General features: G+C 60.4%; 17 protein-coding genes. 8 read left to right on the top strand and 9 right to left on the bottom strand.

What is annotated here, in order from left to right; genetic code table 11:
* The coding region (locus B3M58_RS21360; protein ID WP_296222330.1) for a hypothetical protein at window positions 1–81 on the top strand (81 nt) is incomplete at its 5' end.
* 109 nt (window positions 82–190) lie between these two features.
* Window positions 191–1,531 (top strand): short-chain fatty acid transporter, encoded by a 1,341-nt coding sequence (locus B3M58_RS21365; protein WP_296222302.1) that lies wholly within the window; start codon window positions 191–193, stop codon window positions 1,529–1,531.
* Window positions 1,532–1,892: 361 nt separating this feature from the next.
* On the opposite strand, the gene B3M58_RS21370 is transcribed toward B3M58_RS21365, so the two are convergent.
* The 3 genes from B3M58_RS21370 to arsC are packed head-to-tail and all read right to left on the bottom strand — an operon-like array spanning window position 1,893 to window position 3,251.
* On the bottom strand, window positions 1,893–2,303 hold the full coding sequence (locus tag B3M58_RS21370; protein WP_296222305.1) for a DUF2069 domain-containing protein: 411 nt from the start codon (window positions 2,301–2,303) through the stop codon (window positions 1,893–1,895).
* Window positions 2,296–2,901, bottom strand: a complete 606-nt coding sequence (gene wrbA, locus B3M58_RS21375) for an NAD(P)H:quinone oxidoreductase (RefSeq protein WP_296222309.1) — start codon at window positions 2,899–2,901, stop codon at window positions 2,296–2,298. The genes B3M58_RS21370 and wrbA overlap by 8 nt, the downstream gene beginning before the upstream one ends.
* Window positions 2,898–3,251: an arsenate reductase (glutaredoxin) gene (gene arsC / locus B3M58_RS21380; protein ID WP_296222311.1), complete on the bottom strand. Its 354-nt coding sequence runs from the start codon at window positions 3,249–3,251 to the stop codon at window positions 2,898–2,900. Before arsC ends, wrbA begins: the two co-directional genes overlap by 4 nt.
* 195 nt (window positions 3,252–3,446) lie before the next feature.
* Here arsC and B3M58_RS21385 point away from each other — a divergent pair, with 195 nt between their 5' ends.
* The gene (locus tag B3M58_RS21385; RefSeq protein WP_296222312.1) at window positions 3,447–4,667 is read left to right on the top strand and encodes a virulence factor BrkB family protein; all 1,221 of its coding nucleotides are present in this window, start codon (window positions 3,447–3,449) and stop codon (window positions 4,665–4,667) included.
* A 166-nt stretch (window positions 4,668–4,833) separates the two neighbouring features.
* Window positions 4,834–5,049, top strand: a complete 216-nt coding sequence (locus B3M58_RS21390) for a hypothetical protein (RefSeq protein WP_296222313.1) — start codon at window positions 4,834–4,836, stop codon at window positions 5,047–5,049.
* A gap of 89 nt (window positions 5,050–5,138) precedes the next feature.
* Here the strand turns inward: B3M58_RS21390 and B3M58_RS21395 are convergent, their stop codons facing one another.
* Together B3M58_RS21395 and B3M58_RS21400 are read right to left on the bottom strand one after the other, a co-directional pair.
* On the bottom strand, window positions 5,139–5,531 hold the full coding sequence (locus B3M58_RS21395; protein ID WP_296222315.1) for a hypothetical protein: 393 nt from the start codon (window positions 5,529–5,531) through the stop codon (window positions 5,139–5,141).
* A 127-nt stretch (window positions 5,532–5,658) separates the two neighbouring features.
* A complete protein-coding gene (locus B3M58_RS21400; protein WP_296222317.1) occupies window positions 5,659–7,068 on the bottom strand; it encodes a PilZ domain-containing protein in 1,410 nt (469 codons plus the stop codon).
* Window positions 7,069–7,098: 30 nt separating this feature from the next.
* Here B3M58_RS21400 and B3M58_RS21405 point away from each other — a divergent pair, with 30 nt between their 5' ends.
* Complete coding sequence (locus B3M58_RS21405) at window positions 7,099–7,578, top strand: TlpA disulfide reductase family protein (RefSeq protein WP_296222319.1); 480 nt, start codon at window positions 7,099–7,101, stop codon at window positions 7,576–7,578.
* Between the two features lie 4 nt (window positions 7,579–7,582).
* Entirely contained in the window at window positions 7,583–7,858 is a 276-nt protein-coding gene (locus tag B3M58_RS21410) for an acylphosphatase (protein ID WP_296222321.1), read from the top strand.
* Between the two features lie 39 nt (window positions 7,859–7,897).
* Here the strand turns inward: B3M58_RS21410 and B3M58_RS21415 are convergent, their stop codons facing one another.
* Genes B3M58_RS21415 through B3M58_RS21425 form a run of 3 tightly spaced genes read right to left on the bottom strand, consistent with a single transcriptional unit; the run spans window position 7,898 to window position 11,169 of the window.
* Window positions 7,898–8,467: a lytic transglycosylase domain-containing protein gene (locus tag B3M58_RS21415; protein ID WP_296222323.1), complete on the bottom strand. Its 570-nt coding sequence runs from the start codon at window positions 8,465–8,467 to the stop codon at window positions 7,898–7,900.
* Window positions 8,468–8,474: 7 nt separating this feature from the next.
* Window positions 8,475–9,428 carry a hypothetical protein gene (locus B3M58_RS21420; protein ID WP_296222324.1) on the bottom strand — a complete coding sequence of 318 codons (954 nt, stop codon included), beginning with the start codon at window positions 9,426–9,428 and terminating at the stop codon, window positions 8,475–8,477.
* 25 nt (window positions 9,429–9,453) lie between these two features.
* On the bottom strand, window positions 9,454–11,169 hold the full coding sequence (locus B3M58_RS21425) for a proline--tRNA ligase (protein WP_296222325.1): 1,716 nt from the start codon (window positions 11,167–11,169) through the stop codon (window positions 9,454–9,456).
* Between the two features lie 114 nt (window positions 11,170–11,283).
* Between B3M58_RS21425 and B3M58_RS21430 the strand changes: the two genes are divergently transcribed.
* Window positions 11,284–11,691, top strand: a complete 408-nt coding sequence (locus tag B3M58_RS21430; RefSeq protein WP_296222332.1) for a PaaI family thioesterase — start codon at window positions 11,284–11,286, stop codon at window positions 11,689–11,691.
* Window positions 11,692–11,772: 81 nt separating this feature from the next.
* Here B3M58_RS21430 and B3M58_RS21435 read toward each other — a convergent pair whose 3' ends face one another.
* Window positions 11,773–13,059 carry an OprD family porin gene (locus B3M58_RS21435; protein WP_296222327.1) on the bottom strand — a complete coding sequence of 429 codons (1,287 nt, stop codon included), beginning with the start codon at window positions 13,057–13,059 and terminating at the stop codon, window positions 11,773–11,775.
* Between the two features lie 748 nt (window positions 13,060–13,807).
* Here B3M58_RS21435 and B3M58_RS21440 point away from each other — a divergent pair.
* Window positions 13,808–14,118, top strand: a 311-nt coding sequence (locus tag B3M58_RS21440) for an HIT family protein (RefSeq protein WP_296222329.1), incomplete at its 3' end; no start/stop codon positions are given.

Here is a 14,118-nt window from a genome sequence, read left to right on the forward strand (position 1 = left end):
AAACGCGACGCCAAGAAAGGCCTGGCGACGCTGTGCATCGGCGGCGGTCAGGGCGTGGCGCTGGCCATCGAACGCGGATAACCCTCTGTAGCTGTTCAAGCGGGACGCCCATAGGGATCTGGCGCCGCTTAGGGCCCGGGCAACCCAGCCCGGGTCAGCCTCATAAATAACGATAAAAGAGGATGTGCAAATGCTAGCCAAGATGACTTCATTGAGCGTGAACCTGGTTCAACGCTATCTTCCCTCACCTTTTGTGTTCGCCATGCTGCTGACCGTGTTCGTGCTGATCTTCAGCATGCTCGGTACTGGGCAAAGCGCGCCGCAGATGGCACAACACTGGGGCACCGGCTTCTGGACCCTGCTGACGTTTGCCATGCAGATGGCGCTGGTTCTGGTCACCGGTCATGTGCTGGCCAATGCGCCAGTGGTCAGTCGCCAGCTTGATCGCCTGGCCCGCCTTGCCACCACGCCTGGGCAAGCCATTGTCATGGTGACCCTGGTGGCCCTGGCCGGTTCCTGGATCAACTGGGGCTTCGGTCTGGTGGTGGGTGCTGTGTTGGCCCGGGCGTTAGCGCGTCAGGTCAAGGGGCTGCACTATCCCTTGCTGGTGGCGTCGGCCTATTCGGGCTTTTTGATCTGGCACGGCGGCTTGTCCGGTTCGATCCCGTTGTCGCTGGCCAGTGGCGGTGCCGATCTGGAACGGATGACGGCCGGCGTGCTGAGCGCGCCCATCGGTGTTGAAAATACCCTGTTCACGGTGCTGAACCTGAGCATCATCGCGCTGCTGGTGATCGGCCTGCCGATCCTCAATCGCGCCATGTTGCCGGCGATACCGACCGTCGCAGACCCCGAGTTGCTGCGTGAGCCCAAGGTTGAGCAGATGCCGCGTCATACGCCGGCGCAGCGTCTGGACGACAGCCGCATTCTCGGTTTGCTCATCGTTCTGCTGGCGGCCGTCTACTTCGGCTACTACTTCATTACCAACGGTTTTGCCCTGACGCTCAACATCGTCATCGGTTTGTTCCTGTTCACCGGCCTGCTGCTGCATGGCACGCCGGAGCGCTACATGCGCGCGGTTCAGGAAAGCGTGAGCGGGATCAGCGGCATCGTTATCCAGTTTCCGTTCTATGCCGGGATCATGGGCATGATGATCGGGGCCAATGCCGAGGGCATGTCGCTGGGCAAGCAGATTACCGATGCGTTCGTGGCCTGGTCGACGGCGGACACCTTCCCGATGCTGGCTTTCCTCAGCGCCGGTGTGGTGAACTTCTTCGTGCCGTCCGGTGGTGGTCAGTGGGCGGTGCAGGGACCGATCATGCTGCCGGCGGGGCAGGCACTTGGCGTGGCACCGGAAGTCACGGCAATGGCAATCGCCTGGGGCGATGCCTGGACCAACATGATCCAGCCGTTCTGGGCACTGCCCTTGCTGGCCATCGCAGGCCTGGGCGCCCGGGAAATCATGGGCTATTGCCTGATGATGCTGATCTATTCCGGCGCGGTTATCGCCGGTTGTTTCTACTTTCTTACCTAGTTAAAGGCTCTGTCCCCGCTGTGTGTTGAAGCGTGGGGCCGGCTAGGCGATGCCTGGAGCGCGGTAATGCGTAGGGTGGGTTAGGCGCATGACCATGGACTATCGGCTGCTGCATAGTCCGTTGCGCCGTAACCCACCAGAGGGGCTAGGCCAAATAGCGCTGGGTGGGTTACGTGGCGCAGCCATTGCGCAGTTGCTTTACCAGCCCGCCAGCGCCACTAACCTACCCTACAGAATCGACGTGCAACCGTGAACGGGTACATAGCTTAGTGAAACCCGCGCCACGCTGAGCTAGCCGTGGCGCTGGATTGCTGCTGTCCTTCTGGCAAGCCGCCGACAGTCTGTCGCTGCGGCTTGCGCATCACTCGTCTCCAGCCAGCTTGCGGTCGTGCTGGAAGCACCAGCGCGTATACATCAAGGCGGCGCAGAACAGGGTGAAGCTGAGCAGGCTCATCAGCCAGCCGAACAACGCCTTGGACGGGTCGAACGCGGCCAATACTCCCTGAATGAAGTACAGGTTGACCACGAAGCAGGTCCAGGCGTGGGCGCGTGCGTTGCCGAGGATCAAGCCGGGGGCAAGCAGCAACAGCGGCAGCAGTTGGAACGCCAGGATTACCCAGAGCAGCTTGCCGGGAATCTCGGCAAACAGCAGATTCCACACCAACAGCAGCGCCGCCAGGGCGAGAAAGCTCACCAAGCTGATGGCGCGGCTGATGGCCATGCGCGGCTTCAGCCAGTCCAGTGCTGGCAGGGGTTTGCGGGTTTTAGCCACGGCCAGTCTCCAGCTTCAGCGCGGTGTGCGCCAGACGCTGGCCGAGGGCGCGGCACAGCGTGATTTCATGTTCGTCGAGCGCCCGTTTACCATCTGCGCCGGCGTGGTGGCTGGCGCCGTAAGGTGTACCGCCGCCGCGGGTTTCCAGCAGCGCGGCTTCGCTGTAGGGCAGGCCGGTGATCAGCATGCCGTGGTGCAGCAGCGGCAGCAGCATTGACAGCAGGGTGGTCTCCTGACCGCCATGCAGGCTGGCGGTGGAGGTGAAGACCCCGGCCGGTTTGCCGACCAGACCACCGGTCAGCCACAGGCCGCTGGTGCCATCGAGAAAGTACTTCAGCGGTGCGGCCATGTTGCCGAAACGCGTCGGGCTGCCGAGGGCCAGGCCGGCGCAGTTCTTCAGCTCATCGAGGCTGGCATACAGCGCGCCGTCGGCGGGTATCGCCGGGGCCACCGCTTCGCACTCGCTGGAGATGGCGGGTACCGTGCGCAGACGCGCTTCCAGGCCTGCCATTTCCACGCCGCGGGCAATCTGTCGGGCCATTTCGGCGGTGGCGCCGTGCCGGCTGTAATACAACACCAAGATGTAGGGCGCGCTCACGCGAGGATCTCCAGGACTTTTTCGGGGGGACGGCCGATGACCGCTCGATCGCCTGCGATCAGGATAGGGCGCTCGATCAACGTGGGGTGGGCGACCATGGCCGCGATCAATTGCGCCTCGCTCAGGCTGGGGTCGGCCAGGTTCAGGGCCTGATAATCCGCTTCGCCGCTGCGCAACAGTTGCCGCGCGGCGATTCCGAGTTTGCTGAGCACGGCCTGCAACTGGGCGGCACTGGGTGGGGTTTCCAGGTAACGCACAATGGTTGGCGTCAAACCGCGCGCTTCGAGCAGCTGCAAAGCGCTGCGCGATTTTGAGCAGCGTGGGTTGTGATAGAGCGTCAGATCGGTCATAAGCAGGTCGCATCTTGCCTCGGGTGGCGGCTATTCTAACCGCGTCGACGCTGGAGAGCCTGCGCAAGATCGGCGGCGTTGCACATCACCCCGGCAGGCGAGCCACCTGAGGCGCGTCCTGCGCATGGGGCATGCGTCACTGCCCGGTGTGTCGGTGCTCTGTAGCTTCGCTGGATTAATCGCTAAGGAGAGGGCATGCGTCAGCGTTTCAACAACCTTGTGGAGTTCTGGCGCTTTCTGCTCCAGCGCTTCCTCGCCGATCGCGGTGCCAATAATGCGGCAGCCCTGACCTACACCACGCTGTTCGCCGTAGTGCCGATGATGACGGTGACCTTCGCCATGCTGTCTGCGGTGCCAGCGTTTCAGGGCACGGGCGAGCAGATCCAGAGTTTTATCTTCCGCAACTTTGTGCCGTCGGCCGGGGAAATGGTGCAGGAGTACCTGCGTAACTTCACCACCCAGGCTCGCCAGTTGACCTGGATCGGCGTCGCGGTGCTGGCGGTTACCGCGTTCTGGATGCTGGTGACCATCGAAAAAACCTTCAACACCATCTGGCGGGTGCGCCAGCCGCGCCGTGGGGTGTCGAGTTTTCTGCTGTATTGGGCAATCTTGAGCCTGGGGCCGATTCTGCTGGGGGCCGGCTTTGCGATCAGCACCTATATCGCCTCGTTGTCGTTGCTCTCTGGGCCCGACGCGTTGATCGGCGCGAAAACCCTGCTGAATTTCATGCCGCTGCTGTTCAGTGTCGCGGCGTTTACCTTGCTTTATGCGACGGTGCCGAATGCGCGCGTGCCGCTGAAGCATGCCTTTTTAGGCGGGCTGTTCACGGCGGTGCTGTTTGAGGTGGCCAAGGCGCTGTTTGGCCTGTATGTCCGGCTGTTTCCTGGGTATCAACTGATATATGGCGCTTTCGCCACCGTGCCATTGTTTCTCCTGTGGATTTATCTGTCCTGGCTGATCGTGCTGTTTGGCGCCGAGTTGGTGTGCAACCAGGGTGTTTCGCACCAGTGGCGCAAGCGCGCCATGCCGCGGCTGTTGGTGGTGTTGGGCGTTTTGCGGGTGTTCCATGCGCGGCAGCAGTCGGGGTTGAAAGTGCGTCATCGCGATGTGCAGCGGCAGGGTTGGTTGTTGCCGGAGCACGAGTGGGAAGAGCTGCTCGAGTTTCTCGAACAGCAGCAGTTGGTCGCACCGACCGCTGCTGGCGCCTGGGTGTTGAGCCGCGACCTTAGCCACTACAGCATGCAGCAGTTGCTGAGCCGCAGCCCGTGGCCGCTGCCGCAGCTCAGCCAGTTGCCGGAGCAACTCGATGAGCCGTGGTATCCGGCGCTGCGCAGCGCACTGGAGCGTTTACATGAGGAACAGGCCGCCTTATTTGATGGCAGTTTGGCGGATTGGTTGCACCCCGTCGCCGAGTGACGAAAAACGTCAGTTTGCGGCATGGCGGCGGGGCATGACAGCGTGTGTGGCTCAAGCGAGCCGCGTAGGTGGCTAACAGGAGGCTGGCACGCTTCTGGCAATCGCACTGGCAGATTGCAATCAAGCTGCCAGTGGCGCAGGGATTGGCGGAGAGTAAAGGCGTCCTATGACAGTCAAGCAATGTGCGAAGGTGCCTGATGGCCAGGTAATTCATCTCCATCAGCGGGCGCCGCAAGAGGCGTTGGAGCGCTTGAATCGCATCACCGGACTGCGTTTCGCGCGCTGGCCAGAGTCGTTGGTGCCGGCCCCGCAAACGCCTGAAATGGCCTCCCCGGCACCCGCGGACGAGTGCCTGAGCCCGGTGGGGATTGCCTCCGCCTAAACGCACAATCGCGCGACGGTACGCGGGATTGTTGAATGGGTGGGTTTTAGCAGGCCGTTGAAAAACGGAGATGGTTTTTCAATGGGCTGCTAGGCGAGTGCTTGGCGACTGTCGCTTTGCGTCAACTCGATGGCCTGTACGAATAACTCTTCGACCACCAGGGTCGCTGTCGGCACGGCCGAGCGCAGGCGAATCTGCATGTCTTCGATTTTCTGTTTGACCGGTAGGCGAGCCACGCCGGACAGCAGGATTTTGTTGTGGATGCTGACTTTGCCGTGATCCACCGAGACTTCCCGGCGGTTGTCGCCATCGCGGTAGCTGACCAGCAGGGACACCGGCAGGTTGGCCAACCCAGGCAGTTGCAGCCAAGCGGCAATGTTGTACTCGGCGACCCGCCCTTCGTAGGGCGTTACCAGCAGACGGGCAACGTCGGCGATGCGCGCGGGCACCGGACCGATCAACTTGTCGTGGGCTTGGGTCATGGGCACGTTTCCAGGCTAATAGCCGAGCGTAGCAAGCTCGAGTGCCGGGAATTATAAGCAGGGCCCGGCCGACGAAACTGTGCACTCGGCCGACGGTCGGCGTGACCCGTCTCGCAGTTTTCAGCCTTTATGCCAGGCGCAGTGGGTGGCGGCTGACCGAGGCAGTGCCGAGGTTGGCTGCTGGCAGTGGCAGGATCGCCTGGTTGTGCACGCTCGCCAGTTGCAGCCAGAGGTTTTCCCCCTCGACGAACTGCCCGTTGGGCAACCATAACCCGTGGTGCCAGCCCGTGCCGGGAGCAGGGGTGCTCTGCATCACGCCGGGATGGGTTTGCGCACTGGGTGCGCGCCGCAGCCACACCGGGCGCGGCAGGCCTTTCAGATAGCGCAGGCCCAGGTGCAGACCTTCGATATTGAGGTGACGCCAACGCACCAGGGCCAGGGTGGGGGTCTCGCTATTGGTGAGAATGAGGACCAGTTGGCCGACGGATAAATGCGTCGCCTGATCGGCGTTGCACAGCAAACGCGCGCCGCCGGGGCTGGCATCGAGCATCTGCGCCGGGGCGCGCAGCGGGCGCTGTTCCAGCAACTGGGCGTGGATGGCCGCTAGGCCGACCACCAGGTTGCACTCTGCGCCATGTTCGGCCCGTTGATGACGGCGTTGCTGGCGCCCCAGCCAATGTTGCTGCACTTGCTCGAGTAGCTGTCGCTCGGCGGCGCTTTGCAGGGGCGCCGGCTCATGCAGCGCAACTAACAGCGCACCCAGTTCGAAACGCCGCAGGTAAGCGCGGTCGCCGTCGGCTTGGTGCGCATAGCCGAGGCAGGGTTGCGATTCGCTAAGGTCGACGGTTGGGCCCTCGCCGTCGTCCTCGTCATCCCAGGGCAGTAAGCGTGCGAGCCCGGCCAGCGGCGCCAGCGCGCCGAACAGCAGGGGGCATTCACCCTCGGCGAGGTGAAACGGGTTGCTCAGGGCGAGCAACAGCATTTGCTGGTAAATACCGCGCAAGGTACTCGCCGGCGGCGGCTGAAAGGCGGCGGCGACCGGTTCGTCCAGGCATTCCTGGTGTTCACCGATCCAGTACAACAGGTGGCTGTCGCGCCATAGGCTGGGTGGCGGCTCCTGGTACAGCTGGTAGTGGCGCAACAGGCTTTGGGCAAGGAAGTGCTGGGCCATGTACAGGCACCAGGCCAGGTGCGGGCGCGAGGGCTGCCGGCCTTGCAGAATTTGCAGCAGCAAGCGTTTGAAGCCGATCGCCAGTTCGCTGCACAGCCGCACGAACAAGGCCGGTGGTGGCGTGCCGCCGCGGTAGGCCACCGCATAGTGACGATACTCATCGCTGAGGCTTTGCAGCGCGCGTTGCCTTTCGAGTAAGGTCATGGCGCTGCGGTTAAGCCGGAATATCAGGCTGAGCACCTGTTGCAGTGCATGCTCGCGTGATTGCAGGCGGGCGTGTGCCAGTTGCTCGTTGAGGTCGGCTAGGGGAGCGGCGTCTTCTTCGAGGATGTCCGGCACTTCCAGGCGCAAGGCATCTAGCGTCATATCAACCCTACGTGGACGAGGATCGAATGCATGGGAACGCGACTCCAGGCTGTCATTCGTACTGTTATGGGACTTTGCGCCGGTCTACTGCTGGCGGGCTGTGCCGAGGACGTGGGCGTCGATCAGCATGGACAAAAGGTACCGGCTGAGCGGCTGGAAGGCCAGTGGTTGGTGATTAATTACTGGGCCGAGTGGTGCGCACCCTGCCGCACCGAGATTCCCGAGCTGAATGCCCTGGCGCAGCAGCTCGGCGGACAGTCCGTCAGTGTGCTGGGGGTGAACTTCGATGGCTTGCAAGGCGGCGAGTTGAGTCAGGCGTCGCAAGCCTTGGGTATCGAGTTCACCGTGTTGGCGCAAGATCCGGCGCCGCGCTACCAATTACCGCGCAACGAGGTATTGCCCGTCACCTATATCGTCGACGACCAGGGGCAGGTGCGTGAGCGTTTGCTGGGCGAGCAGACGGCTGCCGGGCTGACGGCGCGTCTCAAGGCTTTACAGGCTGGAGGCTAACGACATGCCGCGCATCTGTTTACATGGTTATGTCAGTGGGCGGGTGCAGGGGGTGAGCTTTCGCCAGTGCACCGCCGAGCAAGCCGAGGCACTGGGGTTGGATGGTTGGGTGCGCAACCTCGCCGATGGCCGTGTCGAGGTGCTGTTCGAGGGCGAGGAAGGTGTTGTGCGCACCCTGGCCGCTTGGCTTGAGCACGGCCCGCGTCAGGCGAAAGTCACCGCGCTCGAACTGGAAGAGCAGCCATTGCAGGGGATTGCCGGGTTTATTGTGCTGCGATGATCGATTGCCGGCGTGGTCGTGATGAAACGACAACAGACCCTACGGTTTGACGTACCAGAAGTCGTGCCAGAAGCCGATGACCTTGGCGGGATAGGTGTGCTTGCCAAGGCTGCCGTTATAGCGGGCGAGGGCACGGTTGAGATTGCCGCGCTCTTTGCGCAGATAGAAGCTGAGGATGGTGCAGCCGTAACGCAGGTTGGTGGCGTTGTCGGTGAGGTTATCCTGCGGACGGCCGAGTTCGGCTTTCCAGAAGGGCATGACTTGCATCATGCCCTGGGCGCCGGCTGAGGAAATGGCGAAGCGGTCAAAGTGGCTTTCGGTATGGATCAGCGCCAACACCAGATCGGGCTTGAGTCCGGCCTTAGTGGCTTCGCGGTGCACCAGTTTAAGCAGCGTCAGGCGTTCCTCGGCATCGGGGATGTAGCGCGTCAGGCGGGTGGACATATCCAGCAGCCAGACCTCTGCCTCGAAGCGATCCTGAAAACTCTCGGCTTCGGCCACTGTGCGTTGCAGCAGCGCACGCAACTCTGGCTCGGGCGCCTGGCGCAGGTTGGCCTGGCCGGGCACGCTGAAGAGCGCGAGTAATAGCAGGCCGAGGCGCAGGGCCATGTGCGGCTCAGTCGTTGCCGGGGTCGGCGACCAGGCGTCCAGCATCCTGCATCAGCGCCTTGAGAAAGCTTTCCTGTAGCTCGGGGTCGTTGCGCGTCAGTTCGATCAGGCTCTGCTCCAGTTCGCTGGCTTCTTCTTCCAGGCCCAGTTCAGACAAGCGCTTGACCCGATGCACCCACTGTTCGACGTCATCGTCTTCCAAGTCGTCGTAGATCAGGTCATGGGCTTCTTGCAGCTTGCCGCGTAGCGTACGGCTGACCATCAAGGTGGCATCGGCACGGGCCGAGCCTTGGGCGTCTTCGACACTCAGGAGCAAGGTGCCGGTACGGCTGACATCCTGCTCGGCAAAAGGGCCGTCGAGCAGGTTGAGACGCAGAATACCGTTGCGGTCGGTCAGCAGCTCGTGGGTGTTTTCGTTGGCCTTGACCAGTACCGGGCGCTCGGCCCATGGCAGGCTGGAATATTCCATGCGCGCATCCTGGCGCTGTTCGTCGAGGCTGGCGAGATTCTGCTGCGAGCGCCCATTGGACTCGACGTTCATCAGCGGGTTGAGGCCGGCAAAGCCATAGCTGATCCAGTCCTTGGTGGCGCTGTCCGGCAGGCTGCCCAGGAGTACCACGTTGAGAACGTTGGCGCCGATGCCAGCGACCACGGCCACCGCCCCGAGGGGCACTTCATACAGCTCGCGCCAGGGCTGGTAAGGCGTATAGCGGTCGTAACGCCGGGTGACTTCAAATGCCGTCACTTCGAAAGTCTTTTGCTCATGTACGCGCACGCGCCGTTGCGGCAGTTCCAATACGCGCGGCTCACCTACGTCGATTTGCAGGCTGTGATCCAGCAGTTTGCGCTCGACGCGTTCCTCATGTTCGCTGCGCTGCGGTAACTGGTTGGCGCAGCCCGTGAGAAAGAGGACGCCGCACAGTGCGGCGCCGAGGAGGCGGATGGTGCTTCGCTTGAACATGACGGCTCTTGATAGAAGGCTGAAATCAGCGGCGGATACGCGCTTGGATAAAGGACAGGATGTCGGCAGCGGGAACCACTTGAGCATCCGTTTCCTGGCGGCTCTTGTATTCCAGATTGCCGTCGGCCAGGCCCCGGTCGCTGACTACGATGCGATGCGGGATGCCGATTAATTCCATGTCGGCGAATTTGATGCCCGGACTGGTCTTTTTGTCACGGTCATCGAGCAGTACGTCATAGCCGGCGGCCTTGAGTTCGGCATACAGCTTGTCGGTGGCATCGCGTACGGCTTCGGTTTCATAACGCAGCGGCACCAGGGCGATCTGGAACGGGGCGAGCGCATCGTTCCAGAGGATGCCGCGGTCATCGAAATTCTGCTCGATTGCCGCCGCTACCACGCGCGAAACGCCAATCCCGTAACAACCCATGGTGAGGATTACCGGCTTGCCGTTTTCGCCGAGTACCTGGCAGTTCAGCGCCTGGCTGTACTTGGTGCCGAGCTGGAAGATGTGGCCCACTTCGATGCCGCGTTTGATTTCCAGCGTGCCTTTGCCGTCCGGGCTTGGGTCGCCAGCGAGCACATTGCGCAGGTCGGCAACCGCCGGCAGCGGCAGGTCGCGCTCCCAGTTGACGCCGAAATAGTGTTTATCGTCGATGTTGGCGCCGATGGCGAAATCGCTCATCAGGGCGACCGAGCGATCGACAATGCAGAGCAGCGGCAGGTTCAACGGACCCAGAGAGCCGGCGCCGGCGCCAATGGCGTTGCGCAGTTCGGCCTCCGATGCGAACACCAGCGGGCTGGCGACCTGCTCCAGGTTGGCGGCTTTGATTTCGTTCAGCTCATGGTCGCCACGGATGATCAGGGCGACCAGGGTGCCCGCTTCGGCACCATGCACAACCAGGGTCTTGATGGTTTTTTCGATCGGCAGATGGAACTGCTTGACCAGCTCGTCAATGGTTTTGGTGTTTGGTGTGTCGACCAGGCGCAAGGCTTCCTGGGCGGCGGCGCGCGCGGTTTCACGCGGAACGGCTTCGGCTTTCTCGATGTTCGCTGCGTAGTCGGAGCTGTCGCTGAAGGCGATATCGTCTTCACCCGAGTCAGCCAATACATGGAACTCATGCGAGCCAGTACCGCCGATCGAACCCGTATCAGCCTGCACCGGGCGGAAATTCAGGCCCAGGCGGGTGAATACATTGCAGTAGGCCTGATGCATGCGGTCATAGGTTTCTTGCAGCGATGCTTGGTCAACATGGAAGGAGTAAGCGTCCTTCATGATGAACTCGCGGCCACGCATCAGGCCAAACCGCGGGCGAATTTCGTCGCGGAACTTGGTCTGGATCTGGTACAGGTTGATCGGCAGCTGCTTGTAGCTGTTCAGCTCGTTGCGTGCCAGATCGGTGATCACTTCCTCGTGGGTCGGTCCCGCGCAGAAGTCGCGACCATGGCGGTCTTTCATGCGCAGCAGCTCAGGCCCGTATTGTTCCCAGCGCCCGGATTCCTGCCACAGCTCTGCCGGCTGAATGCCTGGCATCAGCACCTCGAGGGCGCCGGCGGCATTCATTTCTTCGCGTACCACTTTCTCCACATTGCGCAATACACGCAGGCCCATCGGTAGCCAGGTGTAGAGGCCGGACGCCAGTTTACGGATCATTCCGGCGCGCAGCATGAGCTGGTGGCTGATGACCACGGCGTCGGAAGGAGTTTCTTTGAGAGTCGAGAGCAGGAACTGACTGGTACGCATATTTGGCCGTTCTGTCGTTTGCAAGGGCTTTTAATAGGCCGGCATTGTACGGTGCCTGTACTGTGGCGTACAGGATGCAGGCTGGTCGCTTATGAGGAGGGGAAGGTGTCGGTATTGACGGCAGCAGAGGTTCAAGCACTGATTCGCGCAGGCCTGCCCATGGCTGAAGACATCAATCTGTGCATCGATCGATTGGACGCCCAGGGCGTGTTGGCGCGCGTGCCGTTCCACACCAAGTTGGTGCGTCCTGGCGGCACTTTGTCGGGGCCGACCATCATGTCGCTGGCGGATGCGGCGATGTATGCGGTGGTGTTAGGACGGTTGGGGCGGGTGGAGATGGCGGTGACGTCAAATCTAAATATTAACTTTCTGGTCAAGCCCAAGCCGGTGGACTTATTGGCTGAAGCGCGGATTCTTCGTTTAAGTCGCCGGCAGGCGGTGTGCGAAGTAGCGCTGTACTCGGCGGGTAATGAAGAAGAGTTGGTGGCGCATGTAACAGGTACATATGCATTGCCGCTGTAGATTGTTTTTTGAAAAAAACACATCAAGAAAAAGCCCGGCATAAGCCGGGCTTTTTATGACGCTAACTACGCTTAGCTTGAATTACAACACGCTCAGCGGGTATTCGACGATCAGGCGCAAATCGTTGTTATCAGCACCGTATTCATCGTTTTGTACGCTGTTGGCACGCCAAATGGCGCTGCGGAGGCGAAGCGACAGATCTTTGGCAGCACCATCTTGGAAGACGTACTTAGTTTCAAAGTTGAACTCGTGCTCTTTGCCTTCATTAGCAGCCCCGGTATCAATGTTGTCACCGGTGATGTAACGGGTCATGAAGCTCAGGCCAGGGATGCCGTATGTGGCCATGTTGAGGTCATAACGAGCCTGCCAGGAGCGTTCGTCTTTGCGGTCGAAGTCGGAGAACTGGACCGAGTTAGCCAAGAACACTGTGCCGAGACCGTCAATGCCGTAAGCATAGGCGGTATCACCAGAGGAACGCTGGTGGGCAAGAGTAAAGGTGTGGGCGCCCAGGGAGTAAGCTGCTGCCAAGCTCCAGATTTTGTTATTGACATCACCGGACAGCTTTTGGCCGTCGTCGTCAGTTTTGTATGCGTTGAAGTCGAAGTTCAGGGCCTGTTCTTCTGCCAGCGGCAGGTTGTAGTTCAGGTTGACATACTTCTTGGTGAAGTGGTCTTCGACATCGGAGGCATGGATAGCCGCGCTGAAGTTGTCGGTGAAGCTGTAGCTTGCGCCAACAATATTGGCTTCAGTCAGGCCAACGTCGTCACGAGCGCTTTGAACTTGGGAGCTGAGGCCAGTGAAACGACCTGCGCTCAGTTCAAGACCTTCGATTTCATTGCTTACCAAGTACGTGCCGGTAGCAACTTCAGGAAGAATGCGGCTGTCGTCGGTCGCGAATACCGGGCTGCTGGTGAACTGGTTGCCGTATTTCAGTACGGTGTCAGAGACGCGGAATTTAATTGCGCCACCAACTTCAGTTTGGGTGTCGTCGCCGCTACCGTCATCCGTTTGAGCGAAAAGACCATTGCCATAACGACCGTCACCGCTATCAATCTTGATGCTGCTCAGCGAGTGAGCGTCAACACCAACACCGACGGTGCCTTGGGTGAAGCCCGATTCGTAAAGCAGGCGGATACCCAAGCCGGTTTCTTCACGATAGCCGTTACGTTCGCCAGCCGGTTTGGTCACATGGCTGCCGTTTTCGCCGCCATTACGGAAGTCACGATTCATGTACAGGACACGGTTGAAGATATTGAAGCTGCTGTCTTCAATAAAGCCCTTGGACTCGGACTGGCTAGAGGCGAATGCCATTTGGGTGCTGCCCGCGGCTACTGCCAGGGCGATTACGCTCCACTTCATCACTTGCATCGTGATTGCTCCTTTGGTTTAGAAGAGTTGCGCTGTCCATTTAATTGTTATATGGCCAGCTCTTTCTTTTTGTGTCGGCGCTAACTTATAGCACGCAGCCAATGTTGGCGATAGTTGCAATCTATTCGTCGCGATTTCTTCACAGCGGTGTCGCAAAAGCTGCTGAAACATGTCGCAATTTTGTAGATTTTCACTTGCGTCTTTCAGCGCTAACAGATTCGGGGTCTATGGGTTGCTGGTTACCGTTCTTGTAGGGCTGCTGCGCGGCATTCCGAGCATTGCCGTAGCCCAAAGCAAGAGTCGTGCTCAAAATGCAAAGTTTCTTGCGCACGGTGATTTTTAGATTGAGTGGACTGTTCCTTTTTTGGCTTAGAGGTGGGTTGATAGCCAGGTTTTACAAGGGTTGTAGGTGTTTTGTGAGGTGGAAGTAGAGGACTCGTGCGTAGCGGCATTTTCGTCTCTGGCACTCCGCTCGCTGTGTTTCGTGATGAAGAATAGGCCGTCGGTGGTAACGCGCAAGCGCGGCTCATTACTAGAGGAAACAAAATGGTGCACGAGGTCGGTGCGCGCGGTATCGAGGCGCTATGTGCTGGTGCATTGCAGGGTGTGCGGCCGGTGTGCGGCCGGTGTGCGGGGAGGTGAATCGGTTATGGCTCCCGCGTATCCTGCGTACCTGGTCGTTTGGATGCCGGATTTTGTGTTGAGGCGCTAAGCTTTTCTATTGATTGGTCGAGCAGGGGAGGTTGCTATGTTCGCCTTGGATTCACGTTTGCAGCAGGACACGTTGCCCGTCGGCGATTTTCCGTTGTGCCGTTTAGTATTGATGAATGACGCGCAGTACCCTTGGTTTATCCTAGTGCCGCGCCGCGATGAGATCAGTGAGCTGTTCCAGCTCGACACCGATGACCAGCAGCAGCTCTGGCAGGAAACCACGGCGTTGGCCGAGATGCTCAAGGACACCTTTGGCGCGGACAAGATGAATGTCGCGACCCTGGGCAATATGGTCAGTCAGCTGCACATGCATGTGATTGTACGGCGATGCGGATTCCACGCTGACTC

The sequence above is a fragment of the Pseudomonas sp. UBA2684 genome (genome assembly GCA_002354655.1).
Classification (GTDB): Bacteria; Pseudomonadota; Gammaproteobacteria; order Pseudomonadales; family Pseudomonadaceae; genus Aquipseudomonas.

What these genes read in the sequence shown, in the direction of transcription:
- B3M58_RS21400 (WP_296222317.1), bottom strand. Translation starts at nt 7,068, where the DNA reads ATGACGCTAGATGCCTTGCGCCTGGAAGTGCCGGACATCCTCGAAGAA.
- B3M58_RS21390 (WP_296222313.1), top strand. Translation starts at nt 4,834, where the DNA reads ATGACAGTCAAGCAATGTGCGAAGGTGCCTGATGGCCAGGTAATTCAT.
- B3M58_RS21395 (WP_296222315.1), bottom strand. Translation starts at nt 5,531, where the DNA reads ATGACCCAAGCCCACGACAAGTTGATCGGTCCGGTGCCCGCGCGCATC.
- B3M58_RS21405 (WP_296222319.1), top strand. Translation starts at nt 7,099, where the DNA reads ATGGGAACGCGACTCCAGGCTGTCATTCGTACTGTTATGGGACTTTGC.
- B3M58_RS21385 (WP_296222312.1), top strand. Translation starts at nt 3,447, where the DNA reads ATGCGTCAGCGTTTCAACAACCTTGTGGAGTTCTGGCGCTTTCTGCTC.
- B3M58_RS21410 (WP_296222321.1), top strand. Translation starts at nt 7,583, where the DNA reads ATGCCGCGCATCTGTTTACATGGTTATGTCAGTGGGCGGGTGCAGGGG.
- B3M58_RS21425 (WP_296222325.1), bottom strand. Translation starts at nt 11,169, where the DNA reads ATGCGTACCAGTCAGTTCCTGCTCTCGACTCTCAAAGAAACTCCTTCC.
- B3M58_RS21435 (WP_296222327.1), bottom strand. Translation starts at nt 13,059, where the DNA reads ATGCAAGTGATGAAGTGGAGCGTAATCGCCCTGGCAGTAGCCGCGGGC.
- B3M58_RS21365 (WP_296222302.1), top strand. Translation starts at nt 191, where the DNA reads ATGCTAGCCAAGATGACTTCATTGAGCGTGAACCTGGTTCAACGCTAT.
- arsC (WP_296222311.1), bottom strand. Translation starts at nt 3,251, where the DNA reads ATGACCGATCTGACGCTCTATCACAACCCACGCTGCTCAAAATCGCGC.
- B3M58_RS21415 (WP_296222323.1), bottom strand. Translation starts at nt 8,467, where the DNA reads ATGGCCCTGCGCCTCGGCCTGCTATTACTCGCGCTCTTCAGCGTGCCC.
- B3M58_RS21420 (WP_296222324.1), bottom strand. Translation starts at nt 9,428, where the DNA reads ATGTTCAAGCGAAGCACCATCCGCCTCCTCGGCGCCGCACTGTGCGGC.